The organism is Paraburkholderia jirisanensis (assembly GCF_054782355.1).
Genome location: NZ_BAAGSQ010000025.1, coordinates 872,428 through 896,888 on the forward strand (window position 1 = coordinate 872,428; position 24,461 = coordinate 896,888).

General features: G+C 64.4%; 20 protein-coding genes and 1 riboswitch. Of the genes, 8 read left to right on the forward strand and 12 right to left on the reverse strand.

Annotated elements, in window-relative coordinates; genetic code table 11:
- Positions 1 to 8: 8 nt before the first annotated feature.
- Positions 9 to 236 carry a CbtB domain-containing protein gene (locus ACYVNQ_RS15545; RefSeq protein WP_460903391.1) on the reverse strand — a complete coding sequence of 76 codons (228 nt, stop codon included), beginning with the start codon at positions 234 to 236 and terminating at the stop codon, positions 9 to 11.
- A 39-nt stretch (positions 237 to 275) separates the two neighbouring features.
- A riboswitch (cobalamin riboswitch) is annotated at positions 276 to 432 on the reverse strand.
- 40 nt (positions 433 to 472) lie between these two features.
- On the opposite strand from ACYVNQ_RS15545, the gene ACYVNQ_RS15550 reads away from it, so the two are divergent.
- Entirely contained in the window at positions 473 to 1,114 is a 642-nt protein-coding gene (locus tag ACYVNQ_RS15550; protein WP_460903392.1) for a histidine phosphatase family protein, read from the forward strand.
- A gap of 145 nt (positions 1,115 to 1,259) precedes the next feature.
- A complete protein-coding gene (locus ACYVNQ_RS15555) occupies positions 1,260 to 1,478 on the forward strand; it encodes a hypothetical protein (protein ID WP_460903393.1) in 219 nt (72 codons plus the stop codon).
- Between the two features lie 115 nt (positions 1,479 to 1,593).
- Here the strand turns inward: ACYVNQ_RS15555 and ACYVNQ_RS15560 are convergent, their stop codons facing one another.
- Positions 1,594 to 2,901 (reverse strand): dienelactone hydrolase family protein, encoded by a 1,308-nt coding sequence (locus ACYVNQ_RS15560; protein WP_460903394.1) that lies wholly within the window; start codon positions 2,899 to 2,901, stop codon positions 1,594 to 1,596.
- A gap of 448 nt (positions 2,902 to 3,349) precedes the next feature.
- On the opposite strand from ACYVNQ_RS15560, the gene nirB reads away from it, so the two are divergent.
- The 5 genes from nirB to ACYVNQ_RS15585 all read left to right on the forward strand — a co-directional run bounded on the left by nirB (position 3,350) and on the right by ACYVNQ_RS15585 (position 10,669).
- Positions 3,350 to 5,782, forward strand: a complete 2,433-nt coding sequence (gene nirB / locus ACYVNQ_RS15565; RefSeq protein ID WP_460903395.1) for a nitrite reductase large subunit NirB — start codon at positions 3,350 to 3,352, stop codon at positions 5,780 to 5,782.
- Positions 5,783 to 5,810: 28 nt separating this feature from the next.
- Positions 5,811 to 6,134, forward strand: a complete 324-nt coding sequence (gene nirD / locus ACYVNQ_RS15570) for a nitrite reductase small subunit NirD (RefSeq protein WP_460903597.1) — start codon at positions 5,811 to 5,813, stop codon at positions 6,132 to 6,134.
- Between the two features lie 19 nt (positions 6,135 to 6,153).
- Positions 6,154 to 8,856 carry a nitrate reductase gene (locus tag ACYVNQ_RS15575; protein ID WP_460903396.1) on the forward strand — a complete coding sequence of 901 codons (2,703 nt, stop codon included), beginning with the start codon at positions 6,154 to 6,156 and terminating at the stop codon, positions 8,854 to 8,856.
- Between the two features lie 75 nt (positions 8,857 to 8,931).
- Positions 8,932 to 9,507, forward strand: coding sequence for an ANTAR domain-containing response regulator (locus ACYVNQ_RS15580; protein WP_460903397.1), 576 nt, complete (start codon positions 8,932 to 8,934; stop codon positions 9,505 to 9,507).
- 10 nt (positions 9,508 to 9,517) lie between these two features.
- Complete coding sequence (locus ACYVNQ_RS15585; RefSeq protein ID WP_460903398.1) at positions 9,518 to 10,669, forward strand: CmpA/NrtA family ABC transporter substrate-binding protein; 1,152 nt, start codon at positions 9,518 to 9,520, stop codon at positions 10,667 to 10,669.
- Positions 10,670 to 10,776: 107 nt separating this feature from the next.
- Here ACYVNQ_RS15585 and ACYVNQ_RS15590 read toward each other — a convergent pair whose 3' ends face one another.
- The 6 genes from ACYVNQ_RS15590 to ACYVNQ_RS15615 all read right to left on the reverse strand — a co-directional run bounded on the left by ACYVNQ_RS15590 (position 10,777) and on the right by ACYVNQ_RS15615 (position 18,631).
- The gene (locus tag ACYVNQ_RS15590) at positions 10,777 to 12,489 is read right to left on the reverse strand and encodes an IlvD/Edd family dehydratase (RefSeq protein ID WP_460903399.1); all 1,713 of its coding nucleotides are present in this window, start codon (positions 12,487 to 12,489) and stop codon (positions 10,777 to 10,779) included.
- Between the two features lie 192 nt (positions 12,490 to 12,681).
- Positions 12,682 to 14,004 carry a TolC family outer membrane protein gene (locus ACYVNQ_RS15595; RefSeq protein ID WP_460903400.1) on the reverse strand — a complete coding sequence of 441 codons (1,323 nt, stop codon included), beginning with the start codon at positions 14,002 to 14,004 and terminating at the stop codon, positions 12,682 to 12,684.
- A complete protein-coding gene (locus ACYVNQ_RS15600; protein WP_460903401.1) occupies positions 13,997 to 16,114 on the reverse strand; it encodes a peptidase domain-containing ABC transporter in 2,118 nt (705 codons plus the stop codon). The genes ACYVNQ_RS15595 and ACYVNQ_RS15600 overlap by 8 nt, the downstream gene beginning before the upstream one ends.
- Positions 16,115 to 16,116: 2 nt before the next feature.
- Positions 16,117 to 17,301 (reverse strand): HlyD family efflux transporter periplasmic adaptor subunit, encoded by a 1,185-nt coding sequence (locus ACYVNQ_RS15605; RefSeq protein ID WP_460903402.1) that lies wholly within the window; start codon positions 17,299 to 17,301, stop codon positions 16,117 to 16,119.
- 123 nt (positions 17,302 to 17,424) lie between these two features.
- Positions 17,425 to 18,381 (reverse strand): hypothetical protein, encoded by a 957-nt coding sequence (locus ACYVNQ_RS15610; RefSeq protein WP_460903403.1) that lies wholly within the window; start codon positions 18,379 to 18,381, stop codon positions 17,425 to 17,427.
- Between the two features lie 94 nt (positions 18,382 to 18,475).
- Entirely contained in the window at positions 18,476 to 18,631 is a 156-nt protein-coding gene (locus ACYVNQ_RS15615; RefSeq protein ID WP_460903404.1) for a hypothetical protein, read from the reverse strand.
- Positions 18,632 to 18,981: 350 nt separating this feature from the next.
- Here ACYVNQ_RS15615 and ACYVNQ_RS15620 point away from each other — a divergent pair, with 350 nt between their 5' ends.
- Positions 18,982 to 19,644 (forward strand): response regulator, encoded by a 663-nt coding sequence (locus ACYVNQ_RS15620; protein ID WP_460903405.1) that lies wholly within the window; start codon positions 18,982 to 18,984, stop codon positions 19,642 to 19,644.
- Positions 19,645 to 19,713: 69 nt separating this feature from the next.
- Here the strand turns inward: ACYVNQ_RS15620 and rhaS are convergent, their stop codons facing one another.
- From rhaS to ACYVNQ_RS15640, 4 genes are all read right to left on the reverse strand, one after another.
- Complete coding sequence (rhaS, locus tag ACYVNQ_RS15625; protein ID WP_460903406.1) at positions 19,714 to 20,733, reverse strand: rhamnose ABC transporter substrate-binding protein; 1,020 nt, start codon at positions 20,731 to 20,733, stop codon at positions 19,714 to 19,716.
- A gap of 91 nt (positions 20,734 to 20,824) precedes the next feature.
- Entirely contained in the window at positions 20,825 to 21,841 is a 1,017-nt protein-coding gene (locus ACYVNQ_RS15630) for an ABC transporter permease (protein WP_460903407.1), read from the reverse strand.
- The gene (locus tag ACYVNQ_RS15635) at positions 21,834 to 22,892 is read right to left on the reverse strand and encodes an ABC transporter permease (RefSeq protein ID WP_460903408.1); all 1,059 of its coding nucleotides are present in this window, start codon (positions 22,890 to 22,892) and stop codon (positions 21,834 to 21,836) included. The genes ACYVNQ_RS15630 and ACYVNQ_RS15635 overlap by 8 nt, the downstream gene beginning before the upstream one ends.
- Entirely contained in the window at positions 22,889 to 24,394 is a 1,506-nt protein-coding gene (locus ACYVNQ_RS15640) for a sugar ABC transporter ATP-binding protein (protein WP_460903598.1), read from the reverse strand. Before ACYVNQ_RS15640 ends, ACYVNQ_RS15635 begins: the two co-directional genes overlap by 4 nt.
- Between the last annotated feature and the right edge of the window lie 67 nt (positions 24,395 to 24,461).

The following is a 24,461-nucleotide window of genomic DNA, read 5'->3' on the forward strand; positions in this document are numbered from 1 at the left end:
GCTCCGGTTCAGTGGCAGGGGAAGCCGAGCAGGTGACGGCCGTCGTGCACGAACTCATGCACGTACATGCCCGGGATCAGCGAGGTGGCGCCCTCTTCGGCACCGACGAAATACAGCACCAGCAGCAACAGCAAGCCGCCGAACACGACCCATGGCAGCAGCTCGCGCAGCGGAATCGGCGTGGGCGCGGCGGCGGGCTCGAGAGCGTCGAGCGGCTTGAGTACGGTGTCGGTCATGACGGAGATCTCCTTGGGGATGCGCGCCCCGCTAGCGATAAAGGGAAAGGTGACGAAGCTGGGTCTGACTTACGGGCCACACCAGGACCATACCGGGTGGCCGATTACAGTGGCGCGACCGCGCCGGACTTGCACCGGCTTCCGCGCTTCGGATTGCGCTTATTCTACGCGTTAAACTGTGCCGCGCCAGAAGGGGCGTGGCTCATGCGCACTGCGCGTTTCAACGGAAAGGAAAAATGCAGACACGTCTGTTGCTGGTGAGCCATGCGCCGACCGCGGCGCAGCGCAGCGGCAGGTTTGCCGGCCCCGACGAAGGGCTCGACGCGCGCGGCCACGCTGCCGCTGCCGCGTATGCGCAGGCCGCAGACCTCGCGCGCGGCAGCAGCGCGGCGCTGACGAGCCCTGCGGCCTGCGCGCGTGAGACAGCAGCCGCCCTCGGGCTCGCTGCCACCGTTTGCGATGCGCTTGCAGAGACCGACTACGGTGCCTGGCGCGGCCGACGGCTCGCTGAACTCGCCGCTGAAGCATCGCAGGCACCGCATGCCTGTCACGTGCTCGAAGCATGGCTGCGCGATCCTGCCGCCGCGCCGCCAGGCGGGGAATCTTTCGATGCGGTGTTGGCACGCGTCGGCGCATGGCTCGACGGTTTTGCCGCGCCCGATGAGGCACAAGGTCGCGCATCCGATCGCACCGTGATCGCTATCACCCATGCGGCCGTGATGCGCGCGGCGATCGTTCATACGTTGCACGCTACGTCCGCCGCCTTCGCGCACATCGAGATTGCGCCGCTTACGGTGGTCGAATTGCGCCGGTCCGCGCGCGGCTGGGCATGGTGGCCGGCACAGGCGACTGCACTGGCGACTGCGCCTCGGCAATGAGTCATGCGCGCTAAACGGCGGCTTCACGTGGTCCCTGTCGCACCACGCCCCGTGCACGTCGAACTATTTTGTCCGCTTGCCGCGGCTTTTTTTGACGTGCGATAACACCACGGTTCCGACGTTCACGTTTTCCCGAGGCAATCCGATGGCTACGCTCGAAGCGTTTCGCTCCGTGCTCGACGACACACGCACGCCCGAGATCATCCGCAACCACATCATCGATTCGCTGCAGTACGCGCTGCGCAATTACGGCCAGGTCTTCACGTCGAAGGAGATCGAGTGGCTCGCGACGTGGGACGACGCGCGCATTCCGCTCGCCGCATCGCGTGAGTTGAACAAGCGTACTGCCGAGAGCACTGGCTGAAACGACGCAGCGGCCGGCGCTAGCGCGCGGCCGCCGGGCGGCGGCTCATGTGGGCCGACTCAGGCGGGCCGACTCAGGCGAGCCAAATCACGCAGGCCGACTCATGCGAGCCAAATCACGCAGGCCGATCAAGCCCGCCGCCGCTCAACCCCGGCATCAGCGTACCGTTGCCATGCGTAAAGTCGAGCACGCGGCGCGCCGACTCGACGCCGGTCACCGGCAAGCCGGCTGGATCGAGCATGCCGATCTGCACCAGCACCGACGCCTGATCCCAATACGCGTGCACGCTGTCGATCCGCTCGCCGCGAAAGCGCACCACTGCCAGCATCGCCACTTCGAAGTAGCGGCCGGTCGGCGCGACGCCTGGCAGCATCCAGTGCATCTCGACGTCGTGCGTGCAGCACATCACGAACTCGTCGACCAGCCGGTCGACGCCCACCGTGCGCGACACCGGCAGCATATGCGCATCGGCCGGCATCGAATTGATGAAATGCTCGCTATAGAAGCGCTCCAGCGATTCGCGGCCGACGCCGCCGGTCATGGTCGGCACGTCGTTGAAGTATGGGTCGGACACCATCGTGTCCATCAGCGCATCGAAGTCGCGCGTCACGTACTTGTGATACGCGTGCCGCTTCCACACGCGCTCGATCGCGAACATCGGGCCCATGGTCTTTTTCAGCAACGCGAGCGAGCGCGAGTAGGCAAGACTCGCCGCGTTGTGGTCGTACCCAGGCCCCGGCACGTTAAAGCGCTCGCTGCTGCCGTACGTGTACACCACCACGCCCTGCTGATATTCGAACGCCGACGCAATCTGGTGCCGCGTCTTCGGCGGTTGCAGGTCGTCGCGGCGCCCCACATGCAGCGCCAGCGGGCAGCGCACCGCGCGCGCTTCGCGCAGGTAGGTTTCGAAGCCCGGGCCGCTATAGGCCACCGCGCAATCGACGTCGGTGCGCGCGGCCGCCAGAAACGCAAGCTTGCCGCCCAGGCCGTAACCGAGCACGCCAACCTTGCCGGCGTGCGCCGATTCGTTGCGCAGTGCCTCGAAGGTCGCGTTGATGTCGTCGATCGCGAGTTCGACGTCGAGGCGGCGGTCGTAGTCGCGCGCCGTGGCCGGGGCGATGCCGCGGCCGCCGGCACCATCGCGATCGCCGTACCCGCCGCGATCGCGGCCAGCATCAGGCGCATCAGGCGCATCAGGCGCATCAGGCGCATCCGCCGCGACAAGCCGCCAGTACAGATCCGGCACCACCACCAGGTATCCCTCTTCGGCATAGCGCCTCGCGAGCGCCTTCACATGCTCGTCGATGCCAAACACGTCGTGTAGCAATACGATGCCCGGCGCACCATGTTGCGCGGGTCTTGCAGCATAGCCGGTGAAGCTCTGGCCATGGCTCGCGGCAATTTCAATCCAGTCTGGTTCCATCTACTTGTGTAGCGCGCCCGTAGCGCATGATTTACGGCACATCCCTTTGCAGAACGTCCGATCGTCGCCATTCATTCCGCCGCGCCGAAAAAAATTGCGCCGCGCGCCGCCCGTGCACACCGCCGCGCTAAATCAGTGCAGCGGCCCGCGGCACGCACTGCTGCGGTGCAATACGAAGCCTCATTCGTATCCGCGCCGAGCCTTACGCAGCAAGGCTTTGCACGATTGCTGCCGGATGGCATGCAGGTTGCTTTAAACGAGGCGCTACCTGCAAGGGCGCAGGCAGCATCCGGCGCGAGCACTCCTACCGAAGGCAGGCGCCGCGCAGCACACAATGGCAGCGCCGCCGCACCACCGGGTGCGCGCTGACTCTGGTCGGGCAATGGCGTTCGACGTTCGTCGCATCGGGTCACCTACCCGGTTCGAGACACAACGGCACACGAACATCATGAGCAAACCCCGACTCGTCGTGATCGGCAACGGCATGGCCGGCATCCGGACCCTCGAAGAACTGCTGACGATCGCACCCGGCCACTACGACATCACCGTATTCGGCGCCGAGCCGCACCCGAACTACAACCGTATCCTGCTGTCGCCGGTGCTGGCCGGCGAACAGAACTTCAACGACATCGTGCTCAATCCGCTCGACTGGTACGAGCAGAACGACATCACACTGCATCTGGGCAAGACCGTCGAGCGCATCGACCGCGTGCGCCGCAAGGTGATCGCCGCCGACGGCACCGAAGCGCCCTACGACCGCCTGCTGATCGCCACCGGCTCGACGCCGTTCATCCTGCCGGTGCCGGGCAACAAGCTGAAAGGCGTGATCAGCTATCGCGACATCTACGACACCCAGGCGATGATCGACGCCGCCGCGGTGAAGCGTCATGCCGTGGTGATCGGCGGCGGCCTGCTCGGCCTCGAAGCAGCCAACGGCCTCAAGCTGCGCGGCATGGAAGTGAGCGTGGTGCACCTCGCCGACACGCTGCTCGAACGGCAACTCGACGCGACTGCGGGCAAGCTGCTGCAGCGTTCGCTGGAAGCGCGCGGCCTGACGTTCATGCTCAACAAGGCGACCTCGGAAATCATCGGCAACGACGCGGGCGAAGTCGCCGGCGTGCGCTTTGCCGATGGCGCAACGGTGGCCGCCGACCTCGTCGTGATGGCCGCCGGCATCCGCCCGAACACGGCGCTGGCCGAAGCCGCGGGCCTCTATTGCAACCGCGGCATCGTGGTCAGCGATGCATTGCAGACCTACGATCCGCGCGTCTACGCAGTGGGCGAATGCGTGAGCCACCGCGGCATCGCGTACGGCCTCGTCGCGCCGCTGTTCGAACAGGCCAAGGTGTGTGCGAACCACCTCGCGCTGATGGGCATCGGCAGCTACAAGGGCTCGGTGCTGTCGACCAAACTGAAAGTGACCGGCATCGACCTGTTCTCGGCGGGCGACTTCATGGGCGCCGAAGGCACCGAGGAAATCGTGCTGTCGGATCCGGCGGGCGGCGTCTACAAGAAGCTCGTGATCAAGGACGACCAATTGGTCGGCGCGTGCCTGTACGGCGACACCGCCGACGGCGCGTGGTACTTCAAGCTGCTGCGCGAAGGCCGCAAGCTCGGCGAACTGCGCGATCACATCATGTTCGGCGAATCGAGCGTCGGCGATGCGGGCGTACAAGGCCAAAGCCGCGCGGCCGCGATGGCCGACAGCGACGAAGTGTGCGGCTGCAACGGCGTATGCAAGGGCACCATCGTCAAGGCGATCACCGAGAAGGGCCTGTTCACGCTCGACGACGTGAAGAAGCACACCAAGGCTTCGAGCTCATGCGGCTCGTGCACCGGCCTCGTCGAGCAGATCCTGATGAGCACGGTCGGTTCGAGCTTCCAGGAAACGCCGAAGACCAAGCCGATGTGCGGCTGCACCGATCACCCGCATGGCGACGTACGCAAGGCGATCCGCGATCATCATCTGCTGACGCACCGCGCGGTCTACGATTTCCTCGAATGGCGCACGCCGAACGGCTGCGCAGTGTGCCGCCCGGCGATCAACTACTACATGTTGTCGACGTGGCCGCGCGAAGCGGTGGACGATCCGCAAAGCCGTTTCGTCAACGAACGCGTGCACGCGAACATCCAGAAGGACAACACCTTCTCGGTGATCCCGCAGATGAAGGGCGGCGTGACCAATGCATCGGAGCTGCGCCGTATCGCGGATGTGGCCGACAAGTACAACATCCCGATGGTCAAGGTGACCGGCGGCCAGCGTATCGACCTGCTCGGTGTGAAGAAGGAAGACCTGCCGCACGTATGGAAAGACCTCGGCATGAAGTCGGGCCACGGCTACGGCAAGTCGATCCGCACCGTGAAGACCTGCGTAGGCAGCGAGTTCTGCCGCTTCGGCACGCAGAACAGCACGCAGATGGGTATCGATCTGGAAACGATGCTCGCCAACATGTGGGCGCCGCACAAGGTCAAGCTCGCGGTGTCGGGTTGCCCGCGCAACTGCGCGGAAGCCGGCATCAAGGACGTCGGCGTGATCGCGGTGGATAGCGGCTGGGAACTGTACGTCGGCGGCAACGGCGGCATCAAGACCGAAGTCGCGCAATTCCTCGTCAAGGTGAAGACCGCCGAAGAGGTGATGGAATACAGCGGCGCGTTCCTGCAGCTGTATCGCGAGGAAGCGTACTACCTCGACCGCAGCGTGCATTACATCGCGCGCGTCGGCCTCGACTACGTGAAGCAGAAAGTGGTGGAAGACGCGGCCAACCGCAAGGCGTTGTACGAACGTCTGCTGTATTCGCTCGAAGGCCTGCCCGACCCGTGGGAAGCACGCATCGGCGGCACGCAGAAGAACGAATACATCCCGCTGAAAATCGTGGCTTGACGCGCTCTACGAGGACATGAACATGGATATGCAAGTCACCCGCGCGTGGACGCGCATCTGCACCGTCGCCGACATTCCGCCGCTGGGCAGCCGCGTGCTCGAACATCCGGACGGCAACATCGCGATTTTCCGCACTGCGCAGGACGACGTGTTCGCGCTGCTCGACCGCTGCCCGCATAAAGGCGGCTCGCTGTCGCAGGGCATCGTGCACGGCAACAGCGTCACCTGCCCGCTGCATGCGTGGAATATCGACCTCGCAAGCGGCGAGGCGAAAGCGCCCGACGTCGGTTGTGCGCGCCACTTTCCGGTGCGCGTCGACGAAGACGGCACCGTGTACCTGTCGCTAAGCTAGTTCGCCGTACGGAGGCACGATGAAGACCGTCACCCGTTCCACCTGCTGTTACTGCGGCGTCGGCTGCGGCGTGCTGATCGAAGCGGAAGACGGACGCATTACCGGTGTTCAGGGCGACCCTGACCATCCGGCGAATTTCGGCAAGCTGTGCAGCAAGGGCATGGCGCTCGCCGATAGCGCACGCAGCGTAACCGGCCGCGCGCTGCAGCCGGAACTGCGCACCGCACGCGGCGAAGCGCGCCGCGCGGTGTCGTGGCCGAGCGCGCTCGACACGGTCGCCACGCGCTTTGCGGAGATCATCGAACAGCATGGGCCGGATGCGGTTGCGTTCTACGTATCCGGCCAGTTGCTGACCGAAGACTATTACGTCTTCAACAAGCTCGCCAAAGGCCTGATCGGCACCAACAACATCGATACGAATTCGCGGCTGTGCATGTCGAGCGCGGTCACTGCGTACAAGATGGCGCTCGGCGCGGACGGCCCGCCCACCTGCTACGAAGACCTCGAACAGGCGCAGACCGTGCTGTTTGCCGGCAGCAATATGGCGTGGGCCCATCCGGTCCTGTACCGCCGGCTCGAAGCCGCGAAGGCGGCCAACCCGGCGATCCGCTGGATCGTGGTCGACCCGCGCCGCACCGACACCGCCGCAATGGCCGACCTGCATCTGGCGATCCAGCCGGGCACCGACGTCGCGCTGTTCAACGGCATGCTGCATCACCTGATCTGGGAAGGGCTGATCGACCGTGCGTATATCGATGCGCACACCAGCGGTTTTGCGCAACTGAAAGCACTGGTGCGCGATTTCACACCATCGATGGCGGCCGGGTTGTGCGGCATCGAGGAACGCGATCTGCTGCAGGCTGCCGAATGGTTCGGCGCGAGCCCGGCGGCGTTGTCGCTGTACTGCATGGGCCTGAACCAGTCGAGCCACGGCACCGACAAGAACCTCGCGCTGATCAACCTGCATCTGGCCACGCAACAGATCGGCCGCCCGGGCGCGGGCCCGTTTTCGCTGACCGGTCAGCCAAACGCGATGGGCGGCCGCGAAGTGGGCGGCATGGCGACGATGCTGGCGGCCCACCGCGACATCGGCAATGCCGCGCATCGCGACGAAGTCGCGCAACTGTGGGGGCTGGCCGATGCGTCGCGGCTGTCGGCCAAACCGGGCCTGCCCGCCGTGGCGATGTTCGACGCGGTGAAAAGCGGCAAGATCAAGGCCATCTGGATTGCCTGCACGAACCCCGTACATTCGATGCCGGACATCGCGCAGGTACGTGCCGCGCTCGATACGGCCGAGTTCGTGGTGGTACAGGACGCGTTCGCGCTGACCGACACCGTCCCATACGCGGACGTGCTGCTGCCCGCCGCGACATGGGGCGAAAAAACCGGCACGGTGACCAACTCGGAGCGGCGCATCACGCGCGTGCGCGCCGCGGTCGAACCGGCCGGCGCAGCGAAACCGGACTGGTGGATCGCGAATGAAGTCGCGCGTCGCATCGCGCAAAAGCTCAACCGCGAAACGCAGATGTTCGATTTCGACACGACCGAAGCCGTGTTCGACGAACATCGCACGCTCACGGCCGGCCGCGATCTCGACATCGGCGGCATCGATTACGCGCTGCTCGATACGGCCGGCCCGCAGCAATGGCCCTACCCGGCCGGCGCCGCAGCGGGCGCCGCACGCCGCTACACGGATGGCACCTTCGCCACCGCCGACGGCCGCGCGCGCTTTCATGCGACGCGCTACCTGCCGGTTGCCGACGACGTCAATCCGCGCTTCCCGTTTTGCCTGACCACCGGCCGCCTGCGCGACCAGTGGCATGGCATGAGCCGCACCGGGCGGGTCGGCAAGCTGTTTTCGCATGCACCGGAGCCGTCGCTGTCGATGCATCCGGGCGACGCCGCGCGGCGCGGCCTGAAAGAAGGCGAACTGGTGCGCGTCATCAGCCGCCGCGGGGCGCTGGTGTTGCCGCTGCAATTGTCCGACGACGTGCAATCGGGCGCGCTATTTGCCGCGATGCACTGGAACGCACAATTCGTTTCGAGCGGCGGCATCAATGAAACCACGCTGGGCGCGGTCGATCCGCATTCGTCGCAGCCGGAGCTGAAGCACGCCGCGATACGTGTCGAACGCGCCGAATTGCCGTGGCGCATGATGGCGGCGCGGCGCGGCGACGCGCTTGCGCTGCACGCCGCAGTCCAGCCGTTGCTGAAGGAATGCGCGTACGCATCGCTGACGCTCGACGGCGACGACCTGCTGACCCTGCGCGCCGCGCACAGCAACGCACCGCAAGGCTGGCTCGAACGCGTATACGCGGCGCTCGACCTGCCGACCGGAGAACACACGCTCGAATACCGCGACGCACGGCGCCAGCTCGACAAACGCGTGATCTGGTGCACGCGCGGCACCGAAAGCATGGTCGACGGTTTCGTGCTGGCCGGCGACACTGCCAACGGCGCCGCATTGCTGGCACAATTGCGCGAAGCGAAGCCGTGGGTCGGCCCGCGCTTTGCGGCATTTGCCGCGCTGCGCGTCGAACCGGCGGTGCGCGACCGCGTGGTGTGCAGCTGCAAGCAGGTGAAGGAGTCGCACATCAACGAAGCGATCGCGAATGGCGCGACGGTGCTGGAACTGAAGGCCACGCTGGGCTGCGGCACCGTGTGCGGATCGTGTGTGCCGGAGTTGAAGCGCCTCGTCGAAAGCGCTGTCGTCACCAGCTAACCGGCTAGCCGGCTAACCGGCTGAGCGCGGGCTAAAACAAACCCCACCTGTGTTGTCGAAGATAACTGGAACTCCATGCTGCGCGTATTGCTCGTCACCGATACCGACAAGCCGATAGGCGAGCTGCGCGAAACCCTCGCGCAGCTCGGCTATGAAATGCTGGCCGGCACGGCAACGCCGCAGGCATTGCACGAGACGGTCGCGAGCGAACGGCCCGACGTGATCATCATCGATACCGAATCCCCTTCGCGCGATACGCTCGAACAGCTCGCGGTGATGAACGCCACCGCGCCGCGCCCGGTGCTGATGTTCAGCAACGACGCAAACCAGCAGCTGATTCGCGACGCGGTCGGCGCGGGCGTCACCGCGTATCTGGTCGAAGGACTCGCCACCGAGCGGCTCGCGCCGATTCTCGAAGTCGCGCTCGCCCGCTTCGCGCAGGAATCGCAACTGCGCGAGCGGCTGGCGCAGGTGGAAAACGAACTCGCGGAACGCAAGCTGATCGACCGCGCCAAACGCGTACTGATGGAACGGCACAAATTGACCGAGCACGCCGCCTACGCAAGCTTGCGCAAGCGCGCGATGGACCAGAGCATCAAACTCGTCGACGTCGCACGGCAGATCGTCGCGGCGGCGGGCTTGCCGGAATGATGGGCTGCATATGACTCAACCTGCACAAACCAGTGGGCTGGATGCCGCACAGCGGCTCGAAAAAACGCATCTGCGGCTCGGCTACGTCGCGTTGAGCGACGCCGCGCCGCTGGTCGCAGCGAAGCTCTACGAATTCGGCCACGCGCACGGCCTCACGCTCGAACTGGTGCGCCAGCCTTCGTGGGCCGCCCTGCGCGACAAGCTGCTTGCCGGCGATCTCGACGCTGCGCATGCGCTGTACGGCCTCGTCTATGGCGTGCAGCTCGGCCTCGGCGGACCGCAAACCGATATGGCGGTGCTGATGGTGCTGAACCGCAACGGCCAGGCCATCACGCTGTCGCAGCGCCTCACGGATGCGCTCACCACGCACGGCACGCTGCCTGCCGCGCTCGCGACGCTCGAACGCAAGCCGGTCTTCGCGCACACCTTTCCGACCGGCACTCACGCGATGTGGCTGTATTACTGGCTCGCCGCGCAACGCGTGCATCCGTTGCGCGACATCGACAGCGTCGCGATTCCGCCGCCGCAGATGGTCGATGCGCTGGCGCAGAACAAGCTCGACGGGCTGTGTGTCGGCGAACCGTGGAATGCGGTGGCACAGGCCCAGGGCGTCGGCACGACGATCGCTTACAGCAGCGAGATCTGGCCGGACCATCCGGAGAAAGTGCTGGCCAGCCGGCGCGATTTCGTCAGCCGCTTTCCGAACACCGCGCAGGCGCTGGTGAGGACGATGCTGGAAGCGTGCCGCTGGCTCGACGACGACACGCACCGCGCGGAAATTGCGCGGCGCCTGGCACAGCCGGAATTCCTCGGTGTGCCGGCAGAGCTGATCGCGCCGCGGCTCGCACGCGAGATCGAACCAGCACAAGCGCCGCGGCTGCCGGTGCGGTTTTTCGAAGGCGGCAGCGTCAACTACCCGCGGCCGGCCGATGGCGTGTGGTTCATCACGCAATACCGGCGCTGGCGCATGATTGACAGCCGTGACGGCTATGCGCAACTTGCCGCACAGATCAATCAGACTGAGTTGTACCGGCAGGCGGCGGGCGCGATGGGCATTGCGGTGCCGGGAGACGCAGCCTCGCAAACGCTGATCGACGGTAAAGTCTGGGACGGCAGCGATCCTGCCGCGTACGCGGAATCGTTCGATATCGGCGGCGCTTAGGCGCGGTTCGCCGTTGCCGTGTCGCTCAAGCGCGCGGCCGCAGCTACGGCATGCGGCGCGCGCTCAATGCGAACTCGACACAAAAACGCAAAATCAATGCACCGCGCTCAGTGAGAATCGCGCGGCACCTCCGCGCCACTCGCGCCGACAAGGAAATCGAGGTCCGCGCCCTGATCCGCCTGCAGCACATGCTCGACATACAGCCGGTAATAGCCGCGCTTCGGTAACTCCGGTGCCTGCCATGCCGCGCGCCGGCGTGCGAGTTCCTCGTCCGATACTTCCAGATACAGGCGCCGCGCCGCGACGTCGAGTTCGATCATGTCGCCGGTCTGCACCAGCGCAAGCGGACCGCCCGCCGCCGCTTCCGGCGATACGTGCAGCACCACTGCGCCATACGCGGTGCCGCTCATGCGTCCGTCGGAAATCCGCACCATGTCGGTAATGCCCTTTTGCAGCACCTTCTTCGGCAGCGGCATGTTGCCCACTTCGGCAAAGCCCGGGTAGCCCTTCGGCCCCGCGCCTTTTAGCACCATCACACAGTGCTCGTCGATATCGAGCGCATCGTCGTCGACTTTGGCGTGCAGTTCCTCGATGTTTTCGAACACCACCGCGCGGCCGCGATGCTTGAGCAATTCAGGCGTGGCCGCGGAAGGCTTGATCACCGCACCGTTCGGCGCGAGATTGCCCTTCAGCACCGCAATGCCCGCGTGCGGCTTGAACGGCTCGGCGAAGGTGGTGATCACCTGCTGGTTGTAGTTGGCCGCGTCGCGCACGTTGTCCCAGATCGTGCTGCCGTTTACTGTCAGCGCATCGCGATGCAACAGGCCCTGTTCGCCGAGTTGCCGCAGCACGGCCGGCAAGCCGCCCGCGTAGTAGAAATCTTCCATCAGAAACTCGCCGGACGGCTGCAGGTTCACCAGACACGGCACGTCGGAACCCAACTCCCAGTCTTCGAGCGTCAACTCGACGCCGATGCGTTTGGCGAGCGCAATCAGATGCACCACCGCATTGGTCGAGCCGCCGATCGCCGCGTTGGTGCGGATCGCGTTTTCAAATGCCTGACGCGTCAGGATCTTGTCCATCGTCAGGTCGTCGCGCACCATGTCGACGATGCGCCGGCCGGCCAGATGCGCAAGCACCTGACGGCGCGCATCGACCGCGGGAATCGCGGCGTTGTGCGGCAAACCCATGCCGAGCGATTCGACCATCGAAGCCATCGTCGACGCCGTGCCCATCGTCATGCAATGGCCGCGCGAGCGGTTCATGCACGACTCGGCTTCGATGAATTCCTGCTGCGTCATCGTGCCGGCGCGCACTTCCTCGGACATCTGCCACACGCCAGTGCCCGAGCCGAGCGTGCCGCCGCGAAAGCGGCCGTTCAGCATCGGCCCGCCCGACACCGCGAGCGACGGCAGGTTGCACGACGCCGCCCCCATCAGCAGCGCCGGCGTGGTCTTGTCGCAGCCAACCAGCAGGATCACACCGTCGATCGGATTGCCGCGAATCGATTCCTCGACGTCCATCGAAGCGAGATTGCGAAACAGCATCGCGGTGGGCCGCAAAAGCGTTTCGCCGAGCGACATCACCGGGAATTCGAGCGGCAGGCCGCCCGCTTCGCGCACGCCGCGCTTCACGTATTCCGCAAGTTCGCGGAAATGCGCGTTGCATGGTGTGAGTTCGGACCACGTATTGCAGATGCCGATTACCGGCCTGCCATCGAATTCGTCGTGCGGAATGCCTTGATTCTTCATCCACGAGCGATGGATGAAACCGTCCTTGTCGTCCCTGCCGAACCAGCTCTGCGAGCGGAGCTTGCGCATGTCGTCTCCTGAGTCTGTTGTGGGTGTTGTGTGCGTGCCGTGCGTTTGGCCGTCGATGCCGTGCGATGCGGCGAATCACGAGCTTACCGCATCGGCGCGGGGGCTGCGCAGGGCTTTGTGAGGCGTGCAAGGACGCGTTATTTGTCAGGTTGCGTCATGTGGACGTCAGGTGCGTCGTGCGCGTCAGGTGCTTCACGTTGCATCCGGCTGAGTCATCAGCAGTGTGCCGAGGCGCGCGATATCGTCGAGGTTCAGCGCGGCGGTGTCCGCTTTCAACTGCAGCAGTGCGACGATCGTCTCGTAGCGTGCGGCTCGCAGGTCGCGCTGCGCGACGTACAGCGCGTTCAGCGCGCGCAGCACGTCGGTGCTGCTGCGGCTGCTTACCTTGTAGCCGGCCTGGATCGCGGCCAGCGTGTCGCGGCTGGTCTCGACGAAGTCCTGCTGCATGGCGATCCGCTCGCGCCCCGCCTCGTAGCGCTCGAAGCTGTCGCGCGCGGCGCCTTGCGCGTCGCGCTGCGCGGCCAGCAGGCCGTTGCGGGCCTTTTCTTCGAGCGCGGTCGAGGTCTTTACTTTCGCCTGCAGCTCGCCGCCGGAGTAGATCGGAATCGTCACCATCAGCATCGCGGTAGTGGTGGTGGTCGGCCTTGCATATCCGGCCGCCGCGCCCGCCGGCGAATAGGTGGCCGTTACGCCCGCCACCGGATAGTGCGCAGCTTGTGCCTTGCTGACATCGTATTGCGCGATCTGCCAGTCGAGCTGGCGCAGCTGCACGTTAAAGCCGTGCTCGCGCGCCTGCTCGGCCCATGCGTCCGGATCGGCGGGCGCCGCCGCCGGCAGCTTCGTCGCGGCGTTCAGCCGCGCGAGCGCTTCGAACGGCGCCCCGGTAACCTGCTCGAGCGCGCGGCGCCTGATGCGCAGGTCGTTTTGCGCAGTGCGCTGCTGCAACATCACTGCATCGTGCAGCGTTTGCGCTTCGCGCACATCGATCAGCGTCGCTTCGCCGGCCGCACGCCGGCGTTGTAACTGGGCGGATTGCGCGTCGATCGCCGCAAGGTAGTCGTCGATACGGCGCAGTTCGTCTTCTGCTGCGAGTGCTTCGAAATACGCTTTGGCGGCGCGCAAGATCGAGGTCTGCTGTGCACCGCCGAATTCGACTGCGCCGCGTGCCTCGATCAGGTCCGCCCGACGGTAAGCGGTCCAGCGCGTCCAGTCGAACAGCGGCTGCGTCAGGCTGACGCTCCAGCCGCTTTGCCAGTAATCCGACCTCGGAAACCCATCCGTATCGATGCGGTTGTAGCCACGCCCCCAGCCGCCCGTCAGCTGTGGCAGCAGCGCGGCTCGGGCGCCAGGCACCGCTTGCCGCGCGGCATCGTACGACGCACGGGCTTGCGCGACGTTCGCGTCGTAATCGACCGCCTGCTGCACGACCGTCAGCAGATCCGTAGCGCAGGCGCTATGGGCGCCGGCGCAAAGCCAAACCGCCAGCGCACCGAGCGCTGTATGGAGCCTAGCCATGTAAAGCCTCCGTGGCAGTGTTCGCCGCGTTAGCCGGTTCGCGCAGCAGCGCGCCGTCGCGCAACTGGTAGCGCACATCGAACGCGGATGCCAGCGTCATGTCGTGCGTGATCACGACCACCGTGCAGTCAAGCCGTTGCAACAATGCAGCGATATGCCGGACCGACACCGGATCGAGGTTGGAGGTCGGCTCGTCGAGCAGCAGCAGGCTGCGTTGCTGATACAGCGCACGCGCGAGCAGCAGGCGCTGCCGCTGTCCAGCCGAGATGTTCGCGATGGTGTCGCTGATGACAGTGCGCGTGCGCATCGGCAAACGCATCACGTCATCGAGCAGGCCGACTGCAGCGAGTGTTTCCTGCAGACGGGTTTCGTCGAGGCTCGCCGCAAACAGCGACACGTTGTCGGCAATCGAGCCGTGCAGGATCAGATCGCCCTGCCGCATATGCGCGGCGTGGCGGCGGATTTCATCGACGGCGAGGTTGTGCCAGTCGATGCCGTTCAGCGTGATCCGCCCGTGCTGCAGCGGCTCGGCTGCCGATAGCAGTTTGAACAGGGTCGACTTGCCGCTACCCGACGCGCCGATAATCGCGATCTTGTCGCCGCTGCGGATGTCGAAGCTCGCATCCTTGAGCACCGGCTGGTCGGACACGCCGTAACGGAACGTCACGTCGCGCACGCTGATGTGCCGGAAGCTGCGCACTTCGGCGGCGCGCTGGGCGTCCGCAAACGGCGTATAGCGCTCCCCCTCGCACTCGACGATATCGGCCACGCGCGCGGCCGGCACGCTCAGCATCAGGTACGCAAAGCCCGCATTGATCGCATGCGCGAAGCGCTCGGACATCAACGCCTTATAGATCAGAAACGAATAGAACACCCCAACCGACACCACGCCGCCGAGCATCAGGCGCGCCGCGAACCAGGTAATCGCGAGCGTATCCGCGTAGTTGACCAGTTTCAGAATCGCATCGCGCTTGTTGGCAAGACGCGCGCTGGCGAGCGTCGCGGCAACATATTCCCGGTACTTCGTCATGAACTGCGCGGTACGGCGCGTTTCCTCCTGCGCGAGCTTGATCAGCGAAGCGGCGCGCACGGTTTCGATCAGCGCATCGTCGCAGTGCGCGGAGCGCTCGACCACCAGTGCATGTGTGTCACGCATCCGCGCAAACATCGCGGCAGCGATCGCAACATAGCCGGCAAACATCGCCAGCGCGACCAGCGCGAGGCGCCGGTTCTGCATCAGCATCAAACCCAGCGCGAGCAGGCCGACTGTGATGTCGATGCAAAGCGTCACGACGGTACGCGTGGCAAACACGCTGATCTCGTCCTGAGCCTTCACCCGCGCGAATACGTCGCCGACATGCCGCTTTTCGAACCACGACATCGGATTGCGCAGCAGATGTCCGAGCAGTCCTTCTGTTGCGTTGATCTGCGCGCGGCCGTGGAGCAGTTCGACCAGCATGCCTTGCACGTACTGGCTGAGCGCACCGCTCACGAAGATGCCGGTGAACGTCAGCACCAGCACGTTCAACAGGTTCAGATTGTCCGCCGCCACCACATAGTCGAGCACCAGATTGCCGAGATACGGCATCGCCAGAATCGCGAACTGGCTGCCGAGCGCGATAAACAGCACCTTCGCAAGCTGTTGTCCGAGCAACGGGTTGAGCGCGCGCACTCGCGCAAGCGCCGCCGGAATGCGGGATTTCGCGCGAATCCTCGGCATCGCCGGCGTCGGAGAGCATTCGAGCAGGTAGCCCGAAATGCTCATCACAAACGTGTCCATCGAGATGCGCCTTGTGCCGGTGGCCGGGTCGATCACCTGCACATAGCCACGCCCGCATTTGTCGAACACGACGAAATGCGCACCGCCGAAATGCAGGATCGAACCATGCCGGATCGAAATCACATCGGCTGCGTCGAAACGATAGGCCTGCACCGCCAGGCCGAATTCGACGGCCATGTCGTACAGATCCATCAACGTCAGCCCATTCGATGAAATCGGCCGGAACGCCGACAATTCGCGCACTTCGGTTGCGCGTCCGAGATCGGACAGCACCATTGCAAGACAAGCATAGCCGCATTCGGCCACTTCGTTCTGGTAAATCGTGCGCATGCCTACCCCCTCAATACGCGGAACAAAGGCGCAAGCACCCATTCGGCAATCGTCCTGCGTTCGACGACGATGCTCGCCGTCGCGCTCATCCCCGGCAGAATGTCGAAGCGCTGCCCGTCGAAATCGAAGGTATGGCCGCGCAGCGTGGCCCACGCCATATAGCTGTCGCCGCCCGGCTTGTCCTTGCCTTTCGGCGCGTTACCGGTGTCGGCGGGCGCTTCCACGGTCGTATCCGACAGCGCATCGAGACGCGCCTCGTAAGTGCCGAATTTCGCGTACGGAAATGCATCGAACTTGAGCCGCACCGTCTGGCCGACGCGCACGAAGCCACGCCGGCGCGACGCAATCCGCAGCGCCGCGCGCAAGCGCGGGGCGTCGCCGGTCGCGATTACCAGCGCCACGTCTTCGGGCGCCAGCATGCGGCCAGGCACGAGGCTCGAAAACATCACCACGCCCGCTTTCGGCGCGGAAATCGTCGTATCCTGGCGCGCCTGTTCAAAACGCAAGCGGATGTCCTGCACATCGCGCGCATGGCGTACCCCGAGTTCCTTCAGTTGCGCTTCGAGGTCGGCGCGAGAATTGCGCAGCGCGTCGATTTCGCCCGCCAGTTGTGCGCGCCGCCCAATGCCTTGCGCAACCGCTGCCTTTGCCTGGTGCAGCTCGGCGCTCGCCTGCTCGATCCGGTCCGCGGTGACGAACGCAGCCGCGGATTGCAACCGCATCAGTTTGCGCCCGGCCCCCTGCGCCAATTCCCGGCTCTGCTCGAGTTGCGCGTCGAGTGCGGCGACCTCGGCGCGCCGGCTGGCTTCGGTTGCACGTGCACCATCTGATTGCGCGCGCAACTGGGCCTCGCGCAGCAGCAGTTGCGCATCGGCCGCCGCAATCTGCCCGTCACGCATACGCATATCGAAATCGAAACGCTGACGGCCGTCGCTTGCCAGTGACAAATCGCGCTGCAGCCTGAACAGCGGTGCGCCCTGTGCGACTCGCGCGCCGGGTTGCGCGTGGATCGACACCACGAGTCCGCTCAGGCCGCGAATCTTCACTTCGGACGAGGACACGATTTCGCACGGCACGTCCTGTTTGATTTCGATCTCGTAGTGGAAGGCGAACACCACGGCCGCGACGAGCATTCCCGACGTCGCGTACGCAATCCATCGCCACGAAACGTCGCGAAACTGGGGCACACTGGTTGGATCCATTGCAGTAAGGCAAAACCGCCAGCACGGCGGCGTGAAGCCCGGAAAGAGTTGAGAAGCATGATGGAAGGCGCAGCGCGAGCCGACCCTGGAGCATCGTCCAGCGCAACCTCAGCGCGCCGCGGAAAACGCGTAGATCGATGGATGGCCGGTAATCAGCGAGCGCGCGAAGTTGTCGGTCAACGCTCGCTCGATGCAATCCGCGACCCGTTGCGGTGCATCGGCTGCAGCGAGTGAAATCGGCTCGCACAACTGTGCACCGAAGCACCCGCGCTCGAAGCGCAAATAGAACGGCAACAGCGATGCGTTCAGCGGCGCGCCGAGACGAAACACGCCACGGTGAATACGTGCCGCGCGCCCGAACATCGTGACGCCCACCGTTTCCATCGGAAAGCGCGCAAACGTATAAGGCGGCACATCGGCAAACAGCACGACCACACCGTTGCGGCGCAGCGAGCGCGCCACGCGCAGCCCGAGGCCGTTGCGGTTCTCGCCGCTGTTGGTATGCAGGATCTCGATGGCGGGAATCACCGCGTCGTCGTTGCCGTACAGATTGCGCGGCACGCCGGATACGACGCCGATCGAGGCAAGCCCGAGCAGCTTGCGCAGTTCGTCGATTACGTAGATGTTCGCGTATTGCGACACGTAGTGAAAAGGCGCAACGATCACCGGACGCTGCGGCGTCTGCGCTCTCAGGCTAGCAATGCCTTGTGCAAGCTGTGCGGCCGCCGTTTGCAGATCGGGCCATGCTTCAGTGCGGTATCGTTGCCGCCCGAAATGCAGCCGTTGGTCGAGCAGGCTTTCGAGGCGCTTGCCAATCAATACGTCGCGTCGCTGCAATGCCGGCAGCTGCAACACACGATGGCCGGTTTCCCACCGTTCGAGGCCGGCCCAGCGCACACGCGCATCGACGACGCCATGCATCGACCAGCCGATCAGCGCCAGCCGCTCGATCATGCGCAACGACAGGCGGCACAACAGCTGCGCCTTGAGCCGCTCACGCAATGCGGCACCTGTTCGCAGCACGGTCCGCAACATGCGACGCCACGAGAAAATACGGATATTCATCGATTCAAGGCCAGACAAGCCGGCGCAGCCACGGCCGGCCGCTGCGGACAGGAACCGGCCGTGGCATGCTGCCGTTTAAACGGCAGCAACAGGTTTAATGCGGGATCGGCTTGCCGCCGCCGCCGGACGAGGATGACGATGACAACGACGTCACCACCACCACCGACGTCGCGGTAGCCGAATTGGAAGCCTTGTTAGCGCCGCCGGCGATACCCGCTTGCGTCAACGCAGTACGTTCGATTTTCTGCATTACTTGCCCGTCGTCACGACGACCACCGTGGTGGCCGTGGCAGCGTTGCGCGATTTGTTGCAGCCACCTGCGATACCCGCTTGCATCAGGGCGTTGCGATCGATTTTTTGCATCATTGACTCCAGAAAAAAGACAACCGTAGCGTCCGCAACAAATCGCACTGCACTTGCTGCGAACAGACAGAAGTATCCAGACGCCAACCCACGCAAGATATCGGAATTGTTCGAAAGTCCCGGCGTGATCCGTCAAATATCGTCAGTGGCCAGCAGCCGCGAACGACGGCGGATAGAATTCGGGCCGTTCCACGCACCATGTTGTGGTGGCGGTATTCGGTCTGCAACCCTTACCTCATGAATAATCCGATACGCGAATTGCGGATCGTCGTCGCCGACGATCATCCGGTCATCCGCCATGCCGTGGTTGCGGCCGTCGCGCAGATTCCGCACATGCGCGTCGCAACGAGCGCTGCTTGCGGCATCGAATTGCTCAATGCGCTGCAGAATGGCCCATACGACCTGATCGTTACTGATCTGTCGATGCACGGTGTAGAAACCGATCATGACGGCCTGCATCTGATCGTCAAGCTGAAGCGACTTTATCCGTCGATTCCGGTCATCGTGTTCACGATGCTTGCCAATCGCGACGTGCTGCTCGAACTCGACCGGATGAAGGTGGCAGGGATCGTATCGAAAGTGGACAACCTCGCTACGTTTGCGCAGGCGGTACGTGAGGTCATGCATCACGGTATCGCGTACCGTTCGCCAGAGGTACGCGCCATTCTGGACCAGGCATCGGTCATGCAGCCGGCTGCCGGTGCGTCGTTGCTCACCGCGAAAGAAATCGAGGTGTTGCGCCTGTATGGCCTCGGGCTATCGTTGACCGAGATCGCCGCGCGCTTTAACCGTTCGGTGTCGACCGTGGCCACGCAAAAAGCGCATGCGATGCGCAAGCTCGGCATTCGCACGCATGCGGAGGTGATCCGCTATGCGCGCGCCAATCGGTTAGTGCCATGAAAAAAGCCGCGCCGGTTGCGTCAACCGGTGCGGCTCGTGCTGCACTGCGCAGTTCGTGTATTGCGCGCGTCAGAAATTGAAATTGTCGATATTCGCCGCATCGAACGTGGTCGGCGGCCCAAGAATGACTTCGCCATGCGCGCCGATCGTGCGCTTGCCGAGTTTGCCCGCGTCGAACGATTCACCTTCCTTACCGGTAATCGAGCCCGACGCGAGACCTGCCGCCGCATAGGCAGCGAGGTAGCCCAGTTGACCCGGATCCCACAACTGGAACGCCTTGACGGTACCGTTCTTCACGAACGCGCGCATCTGGTTCGGCGTGCCGAGGCCCGTTACCGCAACCTTGCCTTTGCTCGACGACGTCGAGATATAGCGCGCCGCCGCCGCAATGCCGACGGACGTCGGTGCGACGATCGCCTTCAGGTTCGGATACGCCTGCAGCAAGCCCTGCGTCTCGACGAACGACTTCTGGTCGTCGTCGTTGCCATACGCGATCTTGACCAGCTTCAGCTTCGCGTACTCGGGCTTTTTCAGCTCTTCCTGCATCCACTTGATCCACGTATTCTGGTTGGTCGCGTTCGGCGTGGCCGACAGGATCGCGAATTCGCCTTCGCCGCCCATCAGCTTCGACACCAGCTGGATCTGCCCGCGTCCGATGCTCTCCGCGTTCGCCTGGTTGACGAACACTTGCCGCCCTTCAGGCGCGGTATCCGAATCGAACGTGACGACCTTGATGCCTTGCGACATCGCCTTTTTCAGGTACGGCACCAGCGCGTTCGCGTCGTTGGCGGCGATCACGATCGCGTCCTGCCGTTGCGTGGTCAACGTGTTGATGTACTGCACCTGCGACGACGCGCCCGCATCCGACGGCCCGACCACCTTGCCATCGCCCTTGAATTCCTTGATCGCGGCCATGCCGCCATCGTCGGCGATGACTTCGTAGGGGTTGTTGATCTGCTTGGGCACGAAAGCGATTTTCAGGCCGCTTTTCAGATCGGCCGCATGCGCCGCGACGCCGATGCCTAGCAGCGTCGCGCACAGCAGCGCCGTACCGGCCGCACTGAGCTTGTGACGCAAAGGTGTTTGCATGTTGTGTCTCCTCTCTCTATATGCAGGACCGCATGGGTCCGGGTTTCGGGTGTTGTGCGAGATATGGTGCGGGGTCTTCTAATGGATGCGCTCAAGATGGCGAAGCAGACTTCGCGATGAAACGCCGGTCGCGCAGCGCCCGCCAGCGCGCGACCAGATTGGGGATCAGCACCGAGGCGAGCAGCAGCGCACCGGTCACGATGGTCAGCGTTTCGCTCGACACGTCGTCGAGCGTCAGCGCATTCTTCAGGATGCCGATGATCAGCAGCGACAGCAGCACGCCGATCATCGAGCCGCGTCCGCCGAAAATGCTGACGCCACCGAACAGCACCGCGGCAATCACCGACAGTTCGAAGCCTTCGCCGTTATCGCCACGCGCGCTGGTGAAACGCAGTGTATAAACGATGCCGGCAAGCGCACTGATTGCGCCGGACAGAACGAAGGTCCACACGCGGATCTTCGCCACCTCGATGCCGGAAAATGCCGCAGCAGTCGGGTTCGCGCCAATCGCATAGAGGCTGCGGCCAAACGCGGTAGCCTGCAGCAGCACCGTGAACAGCACCGCACACACAATCACAATGACGAACGGCAGCGGAATGAAGCTTTGCCAAAGCGTATCCATACCGAACGCGGTGTAGGCCGGCGGAAAATCGGCGATCGCCTGGTCGCCGAGCAGCACGTAAGCAAGACCGCGAAACAGCGCGAGCGTGCCGATCGTCACCGCCAGCGAAGGCAGGTTCAGCTTGACGATCACCAGCCCGTTGAAGAGCCCGGCGAGCACGCCGAACAGCAGCACCAGCGCCATTACCGCTGGCATCGGCAAGCCAAGGTGCCATAGCACACCCATCAACGCACTCGACGCACCCAGCACCGAAGCCACCGACAGATCGATTTCCGCGGCAACGATGATCAGCGTCATCGGCAGCGCCATCAATGCGATTTCGGTCAGATCGGCAAGCACGTTGGCGAGATTGGCACTGGTCAGAAACACCGGCGACAGCAGCCGCCCAAGCAGCACGGATGCAGCCAGCACGATCACCAGCAGCGTTTCCCAGCGCAGCGGCGTGGCGCCCTTGCGGGTCAGCAGCGCGGAATCGGGTTTAGCCATGGTCGCGTTTCCTCATCATGCGTTTGGCGACGGAGCGCGCGAGCAGCGTATCGGCAGCAATCGCCGCGACGATCAGCGCGCCTTCAATCGCCTGTTCCCAGAACGGCGACACGTGTAGCACCACCAGCGCGATACTGATCACGCCGAGCACCAACGCGCCGAGCGTCGCGCCGAGAATGGTGCCGACGCCACCGGTAATCGCGACGCTGCCGACTACCGCGGCCGCGACCACCTGCAATTCGATGCCCTTTGCGGTGCTCGCGTCGACCGTGCCAAAACGCGCGAGCCACAATGCACCGGCAAAGCCGGCAATCGCACCGGACAGCAGAAAGCCCACCATCAGGCGCCGTTCGACGTTGACGCCCGCCAGCCGCGCGGCTTCCGGATTCGAGCCGATTGCGTAGTGCTCGCGGCCGCCGCGGAAGTGTTTCAGATAGAACGACAGCGCAAATAGCACAACAGCAGCGATCAACGCGAGTGCAGGTACGCCGAACAGCGTGCCGGTGGCGAGCCGCGAAAACGCATCGGGCAGACTGGTCGCGTTGATCTGGCCGCCATGCACCCACGCATAATCGGCGCCGCGAAAAATGTACAGCGTCGACAGTGTCGCGACCAGCGAAGGCACCCGCCCCACTGCCACCAGCACCGCGTTGATGCCGCCGGCGACGAGGCCGATTGCCACGCCAGCGGCCAGTGCGATCGGCACGGGCATCTGCGGAAACGCAACGTACAGGCTGCCGACTGCATACGCACTGATGCCGACTGTCGAACCGATCGACAGGTCGATGTGCCGCATCAGGATCACCACCGTCATGCCCGCCGTCAGCAAGCCGATGATCGACACGTTCAGCAGCACGTCGCGCAGGTTCTGCAGGTTCAGAAACTGCGGCCGCGCCAGCGAGGTGCCGACGATCAGCAGCACCAGCACGATGAACAGTGTCGTCTCGCGGCTTTTGGCCAGCGCGCCGAGCAAACCGCCCGCGCGTGGCGCGTTACGTCCGGTTGCGGGCGTGCCCACCGGTGCAGCATGAGTTGACGTATGGCGCATCATGCGGCCCGCCCTAACGGCGCGTTCTGCCCAAGCGCAGCGCTCATGATCCGTTCCTCGCTCGCATCGGCACGTGCGATCTCGGCGCTGATGCGGCCTTCATGCATCACCAGCACGCGGTCGGCCATGCCGAGCACTTCGGGCAGTTCGCTCGAAATCATCAGCACCGCCATACCGTCGCGCACCAGTTCGGCTAATGCGCCGTACACCTCCGCCTTCGCGCCGACATCGATGCCGCGCGTCGGCTCGTCGATGATCAGCACTTTCGGATTGGTTGCGAGCCATTTGCCGAGCACGACTTTTTGCTGGTTGCCGCCCGATAGCGTGCCGGCCGCTGCGCCCGGGTCGTCCGCCTTCAGGCGCAACCGTGTGCCCCACTTCGTTGCCAGCTGCGTTTCGCTGCGCGACGAAATAAGCCCATGCCGCACCAGCCGGCCGAGCACCGTCAGCGATGCATTGCGGGCGATGCTCAGCTCCAGCGCGAGACCTTGTTGACGACGGTCTTCAGGCACCAGCGCAAGCCCCGCGCGCACCGCGGCAGCTGGCCGGTGCGGCGCAAGACGCTGGCCTGCGATGCGGATTTCGCCGGCATCGAACGGATCGATGCCGAAGATCGCCCGCGCTACTTCACTGCGCCCTGCTCCGACAAGCCCCGCCAGCGCGACGATTTCGCCCGCGCGCACGTCGAACGAAATATCCTTGAATACGCCCACTCGTGTCAGGCCGCGCACCGCGAGGCGCACCTCGCCTGGCGACACGTCGGCCTTCGGGTAGAAGGTTTCGAGATCTCGCCCAACCATCTTCGCGACGATCGCATCGGTGGAAAGCGTATCGGTAGGCGCGTCGAATACCTTCGCGCCGTCGCGCATGATCGTCACGTGCTGGGTCAGCGCGAACACTTCGTCGAGCCGGTGCGTAATGAACAGGATCGCGACATCGCGTTCGCGCAGCTTGCGTACGATCGTAAAGAGCCGCTCGACTTCCGGCAAAGACAGCGCGGCAGTCGGCTCGTCCATGATCAGCACGCGCGCATTCAGCGACAATGCCTTGGCGATTTCGATCACCTGCTGGTCGGCGATCGACAGGCCGCGCACCAGCCGCTCCGCGCGCAGATCGACGCCGAGCGATACCAGCAGTTCGTCCACTTCGCGATGCATCGCGTCGTATTGAATGCGGCCAATGCGATCCACCGGCTGGCGACCCATAAAGATGTTCTCCGCAATCGACAGATCGAAGAACAGCGTCGGTTCCTGATAGATCACCGCAAGGCCCGCGTCGCGCGCTTCGGCAGGCGTTGCGAAACGGCGCGACGCGCCGTCGATTTTCAGCTCGCCGGTATCGGGCTGATGCACGCCCGCCAGAATCTTGACCAGCGTCGATTTGCCCGCGCCGTTCTCGCCGAGCAGCGCATGCACCTCACCGGGCCACAGCACCAGTTCGCCGGCCGACAACGCGCGCACTCGCCCGAACGATTTGCTTGCATAGAGCAGTTCGAGCCTCGGCACTGCGCCCGCTTGAGTTTCTGTTTTCGTCTGTTGCTGCACAGTCGTGTCTCCTCCCAACTGGCGGCGG